Raw genomic sequence first — 15102 nt, 5'->3', positions numbered from 1 at the left:
TTATGCATAAAGAATCAAAAAAAATTTGAAAACTACCTTTAAACATCCTTAGTTATTGTGATTAAAGCAATTACGGCGGTGGAATGATGATAGACATGACGAGTTTGCTGCGTTCAATCGACAACAACCACAAAGGGCTTCAATTGCTATTAGGCGATTTTTATAAGGACTTTTCAGACGCAGCGAACAACATAGAGACGCTCCATAAAAGTGACCGTTTTGATGAGCTCAACAACTACTCAAAGAGATTAAAGACCATCTTAACTTTACTGTGCGATCAAGACTTGCCACCCAAAATGGCCAAATTGGAACATTTGAGTAAGCACGAATTCCCTGCACCAGAAGATCTTTTAGAGGATGTAAAAACTGAATTGCACAACGTCAATCGACAAATCAATCACTTGTTGGACATTAAGGAAGTAATAGATGACAAGTCATCGAGGTAGTCATGAGCAATAACCAAATAGAACATCACTTAAGAAAAGCGCTCGTTTCTAATAATGAGGCTTCTAAGGTCACAGCTGATGACACCATTGTGCTTGCAAGTGCCATGACCAGTGTTCACAAAACGTTGCTCATCATATTCCTACTCGCTTTAGTCGCTATCGCCGTGGCATCACAAGCGCGTATCGACATCGTCGTTTCTGTACGTGGTGAGCTGTTGTTGGAATCTGACGTTGAGAAGGTTCAACACCTAGAAGGCGGCATATTGGAAGAGATGTTAGTCCGAAAAGGAGAAGTCGTTTATGAAGGACAGCCGATCGCACGAATACGCTCACTAGACCGCAACACTCAACTTGATACCGTGAATACTGAAATTATTCAGATAGAGCTCGATAAGATTCGTTATGAAAGCTTACGCGACATGGTAGAACCCAACTTCGCTTCTTATATCGAAAAATTTCCAGAACAAGTTCAGGTCAACATGAATACATGGCGACAAGAGTTCTCTAAAAACCGTTCAAATGAAGAGCTCATTACCCACGATATTAAACACAAAAACTCCCTGATTAAATCAATGCTTAAGCGTCGTAAAAGTTCAGAGAACCAACTATCGCTCATTCGCAAACAACTCAACATCAAAAATACGCTTTATAAAGAAGAGATGGCGTCTTATGTCGACGTCCTCAACATGAAAGTACAAGAATCCAATATGGTACGTGAGATTGAGAACCTTGATGAGTCGGTCATGAACGAACGTTTTCAGCTCGACAAACTGGAAAAACAACACCGTGACTTGGTTGAAAATCGAAACTCCGAGTACCAAGCACAAATCATTCAAGCGAATAAAGATCTCAAGCTAAAACGTATCTTACAACCACAACATTCCGACAAGGTTGATCGACTGGTTGTCTACTCACCAGTCGATGGCGTGGTCGACAAACTGCACTTCAATTTCCGTTCAGCTGTGATTCCGCCAGGTGAAAGTATCGCCGATATTGCTCCAATAAATAATTCGCTACACGGCGAAGCAAAGATTCCACGTAAAGACATGGGATTTGTAGAAATCGGACAGGCTGTGAAGGTAAAAATGGATACCTATAACTTCGCTAAATATGGATTTGTTGAGGGAACCATCGCCTCAATCAGCCGCTCGTCTTATGAAGAAGAAGACGCCGAATTCTATTTAGCAGAGATTGAAATTGATCGAAACTTTCTTGAACGAGGAGGCACTCAATACAAATTATCACCTTATATGGAATTTACCGCCGATGTAAAAACAGGTTCGCGTCGCGTGATCGAATACGCAGCGAAGCCGGTGATGTCAGCCATCGAAGATGCTTTCGATGAGAGGTAATCAATGAGCGGAAAACCTTCGTACAATATTTCTGTACCCGCCCTGCGACTGAGCATATTGTTTAGCATCGTACTGGCTGCGATCGCTTTCTATTTATACTTTTCTTGGTCGAAAGTAGATTCAGTCGCGCAAGTGCAAAGTGCCCCACTGCTCATACAAGCTCAGAAGCTTAATCAGACCATCGAACAAGATATTCAAACTCTGCAGCAGTGCTTAAGTAACGACACTTGTGGTACTAACGAATTCAATCTAGTTAACTTGAAGCGTGAAATAGATGAATTTAGGTCGCTAGCCTCTTTGAACAAAACAGAGTTCAGCTTGGTTGGAGCAACTGAATACACGCAACTGGAATTAGCGATTAACCGTTTCTCCGATAGCGCTAAAGCACGTGCCGATATACTCGATTTATATCTCTCACTGACCAACAACTATCTGCAGATGGATGACAACTACCGCACCATGTTCAACAACCATGCGAGCGATTTGATGTCTGAGAAAAACGAGTTCTTCGTTTGGTTGTTTATGGTGGTCGTAATACTGGTCGTGATAACGGTTCTATCTAACGCTGTCGCCATGTTGAAACTGAAGAAATCCAGCTCTAACGAACGCGAAATCGACTATGAGTTCGATGCTCTGTATCAAGAACTAAAACAGTTAGATTTACAAAGGCTTGAAGAGCTTCTTAATGAAGTGAGCATCAATCCCAAACAGCGTCAGATCTACTCTCATCTCAAACTGATCTTCAGTAAATTGGAAGACCAAAAGCGCAATAACGATCTCTACAAACAGTTGTATGCACTCATCGGCTATGAGATTCGTGGGATCACCAACACCATTAATGGTGGTGTCCAATACCTCGTTCAAGAAACCGATGAAAACGGCGTGTTGATGGCGAAGGATATTACGTCTGCATGTAGCACCCTATCTGAGCTAGCAGAAAACTATAATCGATTGATTTCACAGGGTACGGAAAGCAAGTCGAAAGAGTTCTCGTTATTGAGCGTGTTATCTGAATTAATGATTCATATCAGTGCCAAAGTACAACGTAATGAAAGCCAACTGGACTGCTTTATTTCCGACAACTTACCCAATCGCGTAGAAGGCCAATCCACCAGCTTGTTCTGGATATTGTTCCTGCAGCTTTCCAATGCCATTCAACTCAAATCAAATAAGAAACTATTTGTGACGATTGAATCTGGGGCGGCTTCAGACATGGAAAATACCCGAGTTACCATCAATCTAAACTTCCTTTCAACGTTAGATGTCTCTGTAGCCAAGCTCAATAAACTCCATTGGAGCAGTCACAAGGACCACACCGCAAGCACAGACGACTTAGCAAAGAGCGTATTAAAAGATTACGGGTATTACGAAAGTCACTGGTTCCAATCGGGTACGCAGGAACGTTTTCAGATTGAGCTTGATCTCAAGGCGAAAAATTTCCACACAGAAAAGACTCGCTTCGACGGCAAGCGTTTACTTCTGTGCGCCAACACTCAAGTTCGCATCGATGTGATGAAGAAAATGCTCAGTAATTTGGGGCTGGACATCACCGAGATTCGCACTGCCAATGAGTTATTTTCAGCGGCGAAGACCTTTGGTGATTACGATGCGATTATGCTCACCGATACCTTTGAACCCAACAAGTTACCGTCACTGAGTAAAACGGTGAAATCTCAACTTAAGAACCACCCAAATACCAAGTTGCTGTTATCGGTAACCAACACTCAGCATGCGCAAGAGTGTCACAGCTTCGTCGATAAGATCATCAACTCCCCTGCGATTCCTTATGAGTTTATTCCTAACTTGCTCACCATTATGGAAGCAGAAGCATCAGAAGAACAGATGGAGAACAGTTCGTTCCTAATCGTAGAAGATGACCGAGTTCAGCAGATTTTACTTAAACGAATCCTTACCAAGCAAGAATATGAACCAGACATGGTTGGCGATGGCGCTGACGCAGTGAAGCACTTCATGAATAAGCGTTCTGACATCATCTTCATGGATTGCATCATGCCGGGTATGGGCGGCATTGAAGCCACAAAACGTATTCGCCAGTTTGAACAAGAAAACGAGAAGAACCCTTGTACCATCATAGGTGCAACCGCATTGACCAGCAGTAACGAACACCAGGCTTGTATCGAAGCCGGAATGGATTACGTGATCAGCAAACCTTATAAAAGTGACCAAATAATCAAGGTGATCAACAAGTATGTGGCGGTACAGAAACTTAACTAGCAGCATCATAGCTGCACTCGCATTCAGCACGACACCTTCAGCATCGGCGACTACCCTGCTTGAAGCGGTAGAACTCGGCCTGCAAAACAGCCTATCCCTTCGCGCCAGTGATAAAGGTGTGGAAGAGAACGAATACAACATAGGGATCAGTCGCTCTAAGTTTCTGCCTTCACTCAATGGTGCAGCCGATACGACATGGAACGAGAATGAAACCTTGTTATCAAGTGTGCCTGATGAAACCTCAAGCTATAACTCAAACAGCTACAGCCTTTCTCTTTCCCAATCCATATTCAATCTTGGCGACATTTTTAAATATGGAACGGCAAAACTCGACTTCAATATCGAAGAAGTGAAGCATGAGAACAAAATCCAAAGCACTATTTCGGAAATCGGTTCTCAATACTTTGAGTATTTGAAAAACAACGCACAGATAAAAGCGACCAAGGTTGAGCTTAAATCGTCTGAAACGCGTGAACATCAAATGCGACGCAATGTAGAGCTAGGTAACACCGCAGCCAGTGAGCTGTACGAAGTGATTGCTCAGAAAGAAGGTGTTTCGAACCGTTTAAGAACCTTGCAAAAAGATCGTCGTGTCATTCTCAACGGGCTCTCTATTCAAATTCAGTACCCTATCACTCCGTCGCAAGACATATACGAAAGCGTGCCTTTAAAAGAGATCAACGAAACCGAGCAACGCACGATCATGGATCAGGCGTTAAAGCTGAATAACGACTTGTTGGTGGCAAAGAAAAACGTAGAGAGAAGCCGCAGAAGCTTAAAAGAGAGCGGTTCGAACTTCTTACCGACCGTTTCGCTTTCAGCCAGCTATCGACATGATGACGCCAATAACTACGATAAAACCGACATTACAGCAACAGGCGAAAGTAACTCAACCAGTGTTGGCTTAAACCTCGCCGTGCCTATCTTGTCGGGTGGTTCTGATTACTATGGCTATCAAAAATCATCGACGGCCATCGAACGTACTGAGCTGCTTTACCAAGATTCGCTTTATACCACACGTAACAGCGTGAATACCTCAGTGCTCAACATTAACGATTTCTCGCAGTCTATAAGCAGTTACGAAAATATCATTCGCGCCAACTACGCCTCTTATAAAGGGATCCAAAGAGCCTACCAATTAGGCACGCGTACCATCACCGACTTGCTTGCGGCGGAAAGCAAACTGTTCAGCGCTTTGAGAGACTATGAAAGCGCACGATACGACTACATCATCGAGACCATCAAGCTTGAGCAAATTAAGGGCATACTCTCTATTCAATCGATAGAGAGCATCATGCAATTAATGAGCGATATTGAAGGGCGAAACAATCAAGAATTGGTGCCTAAACACCTTCTCTCAACGGAGTCATTGAGAAAAAGAGGTCGTAATGCAAACTGAGCAATTTTCGCAAAAGATAAATATGGCAGATAAGTGTTATCTGACTTTCTCAACGATAATATCGACCCTGTTTGGCTTGGTACTACCCTTCTCCATTCTGATCATTTTTGACCGAGTGTTACCCAACCAAGCACAAGATACTCTGTTCTTGTTGTTCGCGATTATCTTGATTTCCATCTTCCTCGACTATCATCTGAAAAATCAGGAAGAGAAGATATCTTCCGTCATCATGAGGCAGTTTGAGACCAACTTAACCAACAAAGTATTTCAATCCATATGCTTGGCTGAGATATCCAAATTTCGCCGTTTAGAGCCCGGTGAATATTTGGAGCGCATTTCGACCATTCCAGAACTGAAAACCTTCTTTGGCGGAGAATCGGTTCGAGCACTGATCAACCTTGCTGTCAGTTTGATTACCATCCTTATCATAGGACTCATCAACATATGGGCTGGTATTACACTTCTGATTGCCTCTGTCATCTTGGCTATTTTCGCGTGGAGCCTTTCCAAACAAAAGATTGGTAGTTTGCAGAATAAGTCAGACATCGAAGGGTTAACCACCTCCAAAATCATCGAGATCATCTCTAGCCCGCTTGATATCAAAGCTCGAAATATGGAATACCGAGTTGAAAGCCTGATGACACAAATGGTTGAAGAGCGCGAAGTTGAGAACATCAAATACGAACAGATTGAATCGAACTTCAGCCTAATATTGGCGCTCATCCAACAACTCTCTATAGCTTGTGTTGTTGTGGTACTGGCAACGGCCGTTATCAATATGGAATCTAGCCAAGGCATCATGGCCGCGATCATCATGCTAACCAACCGTTATTTTGCGCCTTACCAACAAGTGATGCGCACCGCGAGCCGTTGGGAGTTAAACAAACTCCACATACAACGTATCGCCGAACTGCTTGAGCTGGCGGCTTCGGTTGAACATCAGCATGAGACAACAGAGGTTGAACGTATTTCGGTTAAGTATTCTGAAAAACAGCGTATCGAGTTCGAACTTGGGCAAGCCTATTTACTTACAGGGAAAAGTGGCTCAGGCAAAACCCACCTTGCCAACTGCATTACTCGCCAGAACAGCGATAACAAACTGGACATCATGATTAACGACACGCCTCTCGATGACGTTAACTACAACGTTTGGCGCAACAGCGTGCTGATGGTCGATAAAACAAGCTCGTTCGTGGAAGGAACCATTATTGATAATCTAACCTGCTTCCGACCAAGTTTGAATAATACGGCGTTTGCACTTTGCGAGACCATGAACATCAAGGCACAAATCGATGGGCTTCCTGCTGGTTTTTACACAGAACTCAAAGGCCACATGCGCAATCCATTCTCACGCCAAGTAGGTTACGCCTTATTATTGGTTCGCACCCTGCTCGCCAGTAAGCGTGTATTGATATTTGATGATATCGATTGTGTCTATGATGAGGAATTTGCACGAGTGGTGCTGACCAGTACCGCCTATCGTGCCAATGACAAAATCCTAATCATCGCCAGTAATAAGATGGACAAACTAAACCACCGCCTCAAACGCGTAAAACTTACCGGAGGTGATCAATGAGCATCCTAGTTGATTTCAACAATGTTCCGCAGCGGGTGTTGGACTTTGAAGCAAGTGGTTATGATGAACGCTACAGTCAGTCACCGCTGATTCGTGGCTTAGCTTACACCTTAATTGCACTGGAATGGGAAGGCACGCCGTCTATTCTCAGTGACGCTTTTATTCCCAAACAAAAAGACAGTGACAGTTTTACTGCGACCATAGAGCGTCTTGGATACCGCTGTGATGTGACCAAGCTAAAGACTCTCGAGAATATCGATCAGTACCCTCACCCATGCTTTATTGAGATAGAGAACCTTAGCGCCATTTTCTTAGGTACTAAGGATGGAAAGTTACTCCTGTTTGATTACACGAACAACAACACCATTGAATACCCAATGTGTAAAAAGCCCTGTTTGCTGATTTCGATTAGCGAATATTCTCGTCTATTCCGCGAACCACCGCCGGAATCGCAAGACAGAAGCAATTGGATAAAATACGCTTTCTATCGTTACAACAATGAACTTAAAAGCCTGATCATTCTCAGCTTCGTCATCAGTATTCTCGGTGCATTGCAGCCATTCTTTATTATGAGTGTGTATAACTTCGCGCTCACTTCGAGTTCTCAAGCAACACTCTATTGGTTAACCTTATTTGCCATTATTGTTGGCTTCTCGGAGTATTTCTTCAAAAAGATGCGGGTCAACATCATTGCCACGTCCGGTAAAGATCTCGCCGTGCACATCTCGCAAGCCGTAATATCGAAACTTCTCTGGCTACCTTATGCGATGACATCAACCGCTGGGGTTTCGTCGCAGTTGGCTCGTTTGAAAGATATCGATACCTTCCGACGCTTAGTGACCGCAGAATCAACGCTTAGCTATTTTGATATGCCATTTGTGATTGTATTTATCATCGCGATTGCCCTGATGTCGGGTACGGCAGCGCTTGTAGTGATGGGTGGCTTAATCTTGATGTTGGTGTTCTGTGTGTATTCTCGCTATATCTACTCGCAAGCCACATCCAAAAGCTCGCGCGCCAATGCGATGGTCTCGTATCAATGGAATGAAATCCTTCGTGGTATCAAAACTATCCAAGGCCTGCCTTTACTTCGTGTCGTTCAATCTCGATTCAGTGCTTCACATATGCAAAGCACCAGTGATGCCGAGAACGTTGCCGTGACTAACAGTAAGATTCAGGCCGCTGGCGGCAGTTTGATTCAGGTAATTGGTACCGCAAGTATCGTGACCGCAGTAATCGGAGTGATGGAAGGTACTTCTGATGCTGGTGCAATGCTCGCGACAGTGATATTGGTTTGGAAGGCGTTAGGTCCGATCATGGGTATCTACAACTCAATTTCTAAATTCCAGTCGATTAAGGCTTCATCAGCACAGATCAATAACTTAATGTCGATGAATGACGATAAACTGACCTTAGAGAAGAGCCCGCCTATTCGCTTGTTCCAAGGTAGTATTGTTGGCAGTGGTGTCAGTCATCGTTACACAGGTGCGGCGACCGGCTTAACCAACCTTGGTTTTAAGATACCACCCAGTGCAAAAGTCGTCATTTGTGGCCCTACCGGTTGTGGGAAAACAACACTCATCTCAATCATTGCTGGCTTAGAGGATCGTTATCAAGGCGCAGTATCCGTTGACGGCTACAACATCAAGCAGTTCAATAGCTACCGTTATCGCACCTCAATTAACTACATCCCTTTTAACCTGCATATTTTTGAAGGCTCACTAGAAACCAACTTCATTCTGCATAACGGACTCATTCCAACAGAGAAGATGCAAGAGATGGTGAGCTTCTTCGAACTGGACGAATGGCTACCAGAAGGCTTAGCCACTCAATTGAGTGTCGATAAGTGCAAAGGTCTTCCAAATGGAATTCAGCAAAAACTTCGTTTGGCCCTTGGCTTAGGTAACTGTGAGCAATCTCTGATAATCATTGATGAGCCCTTCAACGGTGCCGAGCAGGAAAACGCGCAATACTTTAACCGTTTGTTCAGCGATAAGTTGCTGAATAAGACAGTCATTTTTTCGACCAATGATCCCGGCTTAATCGCCACATCCAACATGAGTTTGGTTCTAGAGCCAGATGGAAACTTGAAATATTTTGGCTTAACAGACAAATACTTAAACAGTTTGAGCTAAATCATAACGCTTACTCACAATTCGTCATTTCGCGAGATGGATGTAATTGACAAAACCATAAGTGAGAGAGATGATTCGATCCAATACCACAGGTAACAAGGAAACAAATGTACACATTCGTTGCAGACAAGCTTGATGTTGCTTACTTATCCGCAATTCCTGAGAATCATATATTTCAGGGCTGTGACGTGCCTGAAGAAGAAATCGAACTTCGAGAGATCATTGAGATTTGGTACGAATGTTCATTCCTGCCTGCTTTCAATCTTCAGAAAATTGATATCGAAAACAAAGCTGAGCTCACAGTCGTACAAATGCATGTTTTGAGCAACGATACGAGCACGCTCGCCTTCCTACTCAAAAACAGAGCATATCGTGCCGCGTTGAACAGAATGCTCGGTATTTGGGCATTAGAACCCTCTGCAAAAACGGTTTTAAAGCAACTTCTTTTCGAATTAAGCCTCGATAACAATCGTCCTCATTAGTACGCTTTTTAAGTTATTCATCAATAAGCATAAAATTAAACAAACTGCCAAACGCTATAAATTACTAATAAAAGAACGTATATCAAAATAAGCTCTGGAATCACAAGAACTTATACCCCTCCCACACTTCTATTAAATTTGCGGTTTCAAAGTTTCCATATCGGCATTTTTATTCTACTGTTTTTATATAAAAACAGTTGGATGGATCCTTATATGGCGATTACGGTCTGGAATAACCTTTCAGTCAAACATAAACTCTTTGGCTTAGTTCTACTTCCCATTTCATTATTACTCTTCCTTGCAGGTAGACAGGCTTATATTTTAACGACTCAGTTGACCGATTTTGAACGAACCAATCAGTTATCTGTGTACCTTCAAGATATCTCGGTTCTTTATAGAAGCACTCTGGCCTCTAGCCCTGAGGAGTTTGAAAATCAAAGCAATCAAGTAAAAGCTGAATTAAAAAACCTGTCTCCAATCATTTTTTGGGATGCTTCTGATGAAATGAATCAACTGGTTGCCGACTTCAGCGAAGCAACCTTATCGACAATGCAAGCCACTGACAGTTACGATAAATTGGATGCCCTTGAGTGGCAGAGCGACTTATACAAGCAGTTACTGCTCGAAATAGAAAAAGTCCCATTCGAAAACACCAAGCGGGAAATTCAACAACACCTCACCGCATTGCAGCAACTGGAATGGCTGATGTTCTGGTCAAACGAAGAATTTAAGCTGGGTACCTCTCTGATTGAAATATTCCAAACTAGCCAAGAGTACGACCCCGAACTTGCTGAACAAATCAAAACCTTGAGCGAAAGACAGCAATTGTTTCTAGAACGTTTTGTTTCATTGAATGCCAACGAACATCAAGTGTCGCTGATGGTTGAAGTCTTCAGAAGCGATGTGTTTGCTCAAAGCCAAGAGATCAGAAACGCATTACTCGACCTAAACGCAATCAGCCAATTAACACCACAAGAAGTTTCTGTTGGCTTGGAAGCGATGAGTGCTCGTCTCAGCTTATTACAAAGCCTCGGCACTGTTATCAAGCAAGAGTTCCAACAAGAAGTTGAGCAAGCGATCTCAGACGCGCAAGTACAACGTACACTGTTTATCTCCATCGTTGCCCTACTCGCTACCATTGTCATGGGGTTAACCCTAAGCTTAGCGAGACAAGTAACCAACAACCTAGGCTTGATACTTAAGTTCTTGAAGAGTGAAAACGATGAAACACGCCCTTCTTTAGACAAGCTCATTCAGGGTAAAGACGAACTCAGCCTATTTGCTCAACAAGTTGAACGGCTAACCATTGAAAGAGAACACGCTAAGGAAAGGTTAACGCTTGCTAAAGAAGACGCAGAGCGCGCCAAAGAAGACGCGGAAGAAGCGAAGGACCACGCGATACAAGCCAGTAAGGCCAAAAGTAGCTTCTTGGCTAACATGTCACACGAAATTCGTACCCCATTGAATGGGGTTATCGGCATCTCAGAAATCCTGTCAGATACACCGCTCACACCAACCCAACGAGATTACGTCGATACCATTGAGACCTCATCTCAACTGCTTCTAAGCCTTATCAACGACATTTTAGACTTCTCTAAGATTGAATCTGGCATGCTATTAATCAGCCCGCATTCCGCATCCGTCAGAGAATCGATATACGACATAGCCTCGATTGTGGCGCCAAAAGCGAAAGAACAAAAAATAGAAATTAATGTTGATATCAGCCCAGACACACCGGCACGCGTGATGATAGACGATCACCGTTTAAGACAGATCTTGATGAACTTTATGTCGAATGCAGTGAAGTTTACTGCAGAAGGCGGCGTCACCCTATCAATCCAAACGTTCAACAAGTCAGAAAACAGTGTCACCCTTAGATTTGGTGTACGAGACACCGGTATTGGGATCGACAAACAACAACAGAAACAAATATTCGAACCCTTTGCTCAAGAAGATGATTCAACCACACGCCAATTCGGAGGTACTGGTCTTGGCCTAGCCATCAGCACACAGTTGGTTGAACTTATGGGTGGCCAGATTCAGCTCGACTCCGTCAAGGGCGAAGGCAGCTGTTTCTACTTCGACTTAGAATTGCCCGTCGATATTATGCTACCGAAACCAAGTACAGCAACGTCTGATATTTATGTGCTGGGTAACGAAAACATACTGACTAAACGAATAGAATGGGATCTTAACCTTTATGGCTTAAAAGTGACTCAGCGAACGAACGACACTGCTGTAATTACATCACAACTCGCCACTCAAAAACACACTAAACCTATTACTGTTGTTTTCGCCGAAGATGACGCATTCCTAGCTAATACCCACGCAGATAACTTAGAAAAGCTGCACCAAAACGGCATCACTATCTGTTTGATACGTTCCTTCTTAAGTGAGCCAGCGGATCTTGGTGACAGCGTTACAGCACAAGTCGCACAGCCCCTACTCGGCTTGCGTCTAATTAAAGCTATTGAGCTTTGTGATACGCGAGGTTTGGCGGAACTATCAGAGGCAAGCCGGCCACCAGTAGAGATTCAACACAAAATCCTCATCGTTGAAGACAACAAGATCAACCAGAAGATTGCTGGGCTTCATGTTGGAAAAAGTGGATTTGAATTTGAGTTTGCGAATAACGGCCAAGAAGCTGTGGACATGTTCACCGCAAACCCTCATTACGCAGTGATACTGATGGACTGTATGATGCCCGTCATGGATGGCTTTGAAGCGACAAGCAACATTCGACGCGTTGAAAAAGAGACCAACGCCACACGCCGTATCCCTATCATCGCCTTAACCGCCAGTGTGATTGATGATGATATTCAAAAGTGTTTCGACGTAGGTATGGATGACTATGTACCAAAACCATTCAAATTTGAAATGCTAAAAGAAAAAGTACTTGCCGCCGTTGAAGCGATGCCACTTCCTGCTGCCTACAAAACTAAATCTACGAAAAAACCCGCGACCGTAACGCCGATTCTTAATGCTGCAGCTAAGCGAACATTGCCAGAAGAAAGAGTGCAAAACACGGTGCCGAGTAAATCTGAAAGAATACTGCTCGTCGAAGACAATCGAGTGAACCAAAAAGTCGCTTCTGTGATGTTAACAAAGGCCGGCTACGCGTTTGAAATCGCCGACAACGGACAAATCGCCGTCGACATGTACCAAAACGACAGTAGCTTCGACATTATTTTAATGGATTGCATGATGCCCGTTATGGACGGCTTCACTGCGACCAAAGAGATCAGAGAGCATGAGAAAAACCTAGGCTTAAGCAAAACTCCTATCATCGCGTTAACCGCCAGTGTTATCGACGATGATATTCAAAAGTGCTTTGATTCAGGCATGGATGGATATGTAGCGAAGCCCGTAAGAAAAGAAAAGCTATTCCATCAAATAGAAAGTGCGACTTGTTAGGAGATACCCATGGATTGGATTAGAACAATAAAAACACTTCCCCGCAGAGTCATGTTGCCAGTCGCGGTAGGGCTATTAGGAAGCTTGCTTCTTCTCAGCCCTGCTCACGCCGCTGAAGATTATGCCATATTTTCTTTAGACTCCGGTTTTGAAGAGATATCAATAAACAAAGCGCGAAAGCTCTATAGAGGGAAAACTAAACGCCTCAATGGCAAACGTGTTGAACTGTCTGATTGGCCTGAGAACAGTGCCGAAAGAGAGGACTTTTATCAGCTTTTGCTTGGAAAAAATGCCGCTCAAATGAATGCACACTGGGCTGGTTTATCTTTTTCAGGAAAAGCGCGTTATCCAAGAGAAATCAAAACGGCATCAACCGATAGCTTAGTGGACTGGCTGGATGACAAACCAAACCGTATTGGTTACTCCCCACTCTCTTCGGTTCCTCAAAATGCCAACGTTCTCTACATTATAAGTTCGGAGAAATAATATGAAAAAGATAATTACGTCAGTGCTATGTGCTTCGATTTCCTCTCCGGCTTTTGCGATTATTGAACTTACCGATAATTTGTCATTAAGTGGCTTTGGTTCAACATCTTGGGCGAAATCAGACAATGATAATCCACTCATCATTAACCGAGGCTTTACTGATGAGAGCTGCTACGACTGTGATACCACATTTGGCGTTCAATTAGACTACTTTTACAACTCATTCAAAGCCTCTGTTCAAGTGGTGAAAGCCCCCCAATACGATTGGAGTGACCCTCAGCTTGAGTGGGCTTACCTTGGCTATGAATTCAATGACTTTGATGTCAGCATCGGTCGATTGAGACTGCCACTGTTTCTTACCTCTGAGTACTATTATGTCGGCCAAGCCTACATGACAGCGAGGCCACCGACAGAAGTATATAACGCCGTATTGGGTATCACCGCATTTAACGGGATTAAAGTCAGCTGGACTCACGATGTGAGTGATGAGGCAACGCTGTTACTCTCCCCTTTCTTCGGCGTAAAAGACAAAAACGAAGTCGATTTTAATTCGAGTACAGAACTGGAGTTTGAAACCAACCGCATGTTTGGTGCCAACCTTCAGTTAAGTGGAGAGAACTATCGTTGGAATTTGTCATTCCTCGATTCCAACTTTGATCAGACTGTAAAGATTAAAAACGTTGGTGCGCTGCCTACTGCAGACAACCAACACATCCAGCTTTGGTCTTTGGGTGCTGAGTATGAATTTGGTCAAGCGGTACTATCAAGTGAAGGACAAATCAGTGACTTCTCTTCATCAATGTATGCAAGTTTGGGCTACAGATTGAATTCGTTTACGCCTTATGTCGTTTACGGTGCAGAATTTGACTCAAACGAACACCTTACAGGCAACAGCTATTTGATTGGTATCGATTACGACGTATTGCCGAACGTTTCTATCAATGGTGAAGTACAATACTTTGAAGCTCGTAAGTCAAATGGAGCCTTTATCGAGGACTTCAATCCACTGACAGGCTTTGATGATAAAGATGCTGTACTCTATACCATTATGCTGAGTTTCGTGTTCTAACCTCTACCACGAAAACGTATGCTCAGTGAAACGAAAAGCCCAAGGCAACATCTTTGCCTTGGGCTTTTTTATCATCAATCAGAAGCTGATTTAGTACTTAAACAGCACTTTTACATCCCCCGTCAGTGCAGACTCATCAACGTAACCAATGGCGTTGGTTTTTGACGCTACCGTTGTGATGGCTTCGCTATAATCTACGACTTGAATTGGAGCTTCTGCTTTACCTGTGAAGACTAGCCTTGACCAAGCAGATTGAAGCTGCGATTCACTGCGTCCTGTTGCTACCTCGTGAAAGGCTAGTCGCCCCTCAGAACCATCAGTCAGTTCGACGATTTGTGCTTTCGTACCATTTGATAACTTGCTCTTTTTACCCATAAAGAGTTTTTTAACATCAGATTTTGATAATGAATCAACACCTGCATTGTTACCAATAACGACCATGCCTGCAGAAGCATTAAATGAAAGAACCGCTATGGTTATTGCTGTCAGTAAACTTTTCATGTGACCT

The 15102-nt window shown here is 43.4% G+C and carries 11 protein-coding genes; 10 read left to right on the top strand and 1 reads right to left on the bottom strand.

Features of this window, described 5'->3' with window-relative positions; translation table 11 throughout:
- The first annotated feature begins 83 nt into the window (after positions 1-83).
- From ACED45_RS05140 to ACED45_RS05095, 10 genes are all read left to right on the top strand, one after another.
- Positions 84-446: a hypothetical protein gene (locus tag ACED45_RS05140; protein ID WP_004730527.1), complete on the top strand. Its 363-nt coding sequence runs from the start codon at positions 84-86 to the stop codon at positions 444-446.
- Between the two features lie 2 nt (positions 447-448).
- Complete coding sequence (locus ACED45_RS05135; RefSeq protein ID WP_004730526.1) at positions 449-1798, top strand: HlyD family type I secretion periplasmic adaptor subunit; 1350 nt, start codon at positions 449-451, stop codon at positions 1796-1798.
- Between the two features lie 3 nt (positions 1799-1801).
- Positions 1802-4033, top strand: coding sequence for an ATP-binding response regulator (locus ACED45_RS05130; RefSeq protein WP_371713432.1), 2232 nt, complete (start codon positions 1802-1804; stop codon positions 4031-4033).
- Positions 4008-5432, top strand: coding sequence for a TolC family protein (locus ACED45_RS05125; RefSeq protein WP_371713431.1), 1425 nt, complete (start codon positions 4008-4010; stop codon positions 5430-5432). The genes ACED45_RS05130 and ACED45_RS05125 overlap by 26 nt, the downstream gene beginning before the upstream one ends.
- On the top strand, positions 5422-7008 hold the full coding sequence (locus tag ACED45_RS05120; protein WP_371713430.1) for an ABC transporter transmembrane domain-containing protein: 1587 nt from the start codon (positions 5422-5424) through the stop codon (positions 7006-7008). Before ACED45_RS05125 ends, ACED45_RS05120 begins: the two co-directional genes overlap by 11 nt.
- Positions 7005-9143 carry an ATP-binding cassette domain-containing protein gene (locus tag ACED45_RS05115; protein WP_065607293.1) on the top strand — a complete coding sequence of 713 codons (2139 nt, stop codon included), beginning with the start codon at positions 7005-7007 and terminating at the stop codon, positions 9141-9143. Before ACED45_RS05120 ends, ACED45_RS05115 begins: the two co-directional genes overlap by 4 nt.
- A gap of 107 nt (positions 9144-9250) precedes the next feature.
- Positions 9251-9625, top strand: a complete 375-nt coding sequence (locus ACED45_RS05110) for a hypothetical protein (protein WP_017092935.1) — start codon at positions 9251-9253, stop codon at positions 9623-9625.
- Positions 9626-9838: 213 nt separating this feature from the next.
- The gene (locus tag ACED45_RS05105) at positions 9839-13039 is read left to right on the top strand and encodes a response regulator (RefSeq protein WP_371713429.1); all 3201 of its coding nucleotides are present in this window, start codon (positions 9839-9841) and stop codon (positions 13037-13039) included.
- 9 nt (positions 13040-13048) lie between these two features.
- Entirely contained in the window at positions 13049-13525 is a 477-nt protein-coding gene (locus tag ACED45_RS05100) for a hypothetical protein (protein WP_371713428.1), read from the top strand.
- A 1-nt stretch (position 13526) separates the two neighbouring features.
- Positions 13527-14594: a sulfate ABC transporter permease gene (locus ACED45_RS05095; RefSeq protein ID WP_371713427.1), complete on the top strand. Its 1068-nt coding sequence runs from the start codon at positions 13527-13529 to the stop codon at positions 14592-14594.
- 90 nt (positions 14595-14684) lie between these two features.
- Here ACED45_RS05095 and ACED45_RS05090 read toward each other — a convergent pair whose 3' ends face one another.
- Entirely contained in the window at positions 14685-15095 is a 411-nt protein-coding gene (locus ACED45_RS05090; protein WP_086713848.1) for a phosphate ABC transporter substrate-binding protein, read from the bottom strand.
- Positions 15096-15102 lie beyond the last annotated feature (7 nt).

The sequence above is a fragment of the Vibrio crassostreae genome, from assembly GCF_041439375.1.
In the GTDB taxonomy this organism is placed as follows: domain Bacteria; phylum Pseudomonadota; class Gammaproteobacteria; order Enterobacterales; family Vibrionaceae; genus Vibrio; species Vibrio crassostreae_D.
The sequence above is the reverse complement of the archived record's forward strand: the minus strand, read 5'-3'. Positions and strand labels throughout refer to the sequence as shown.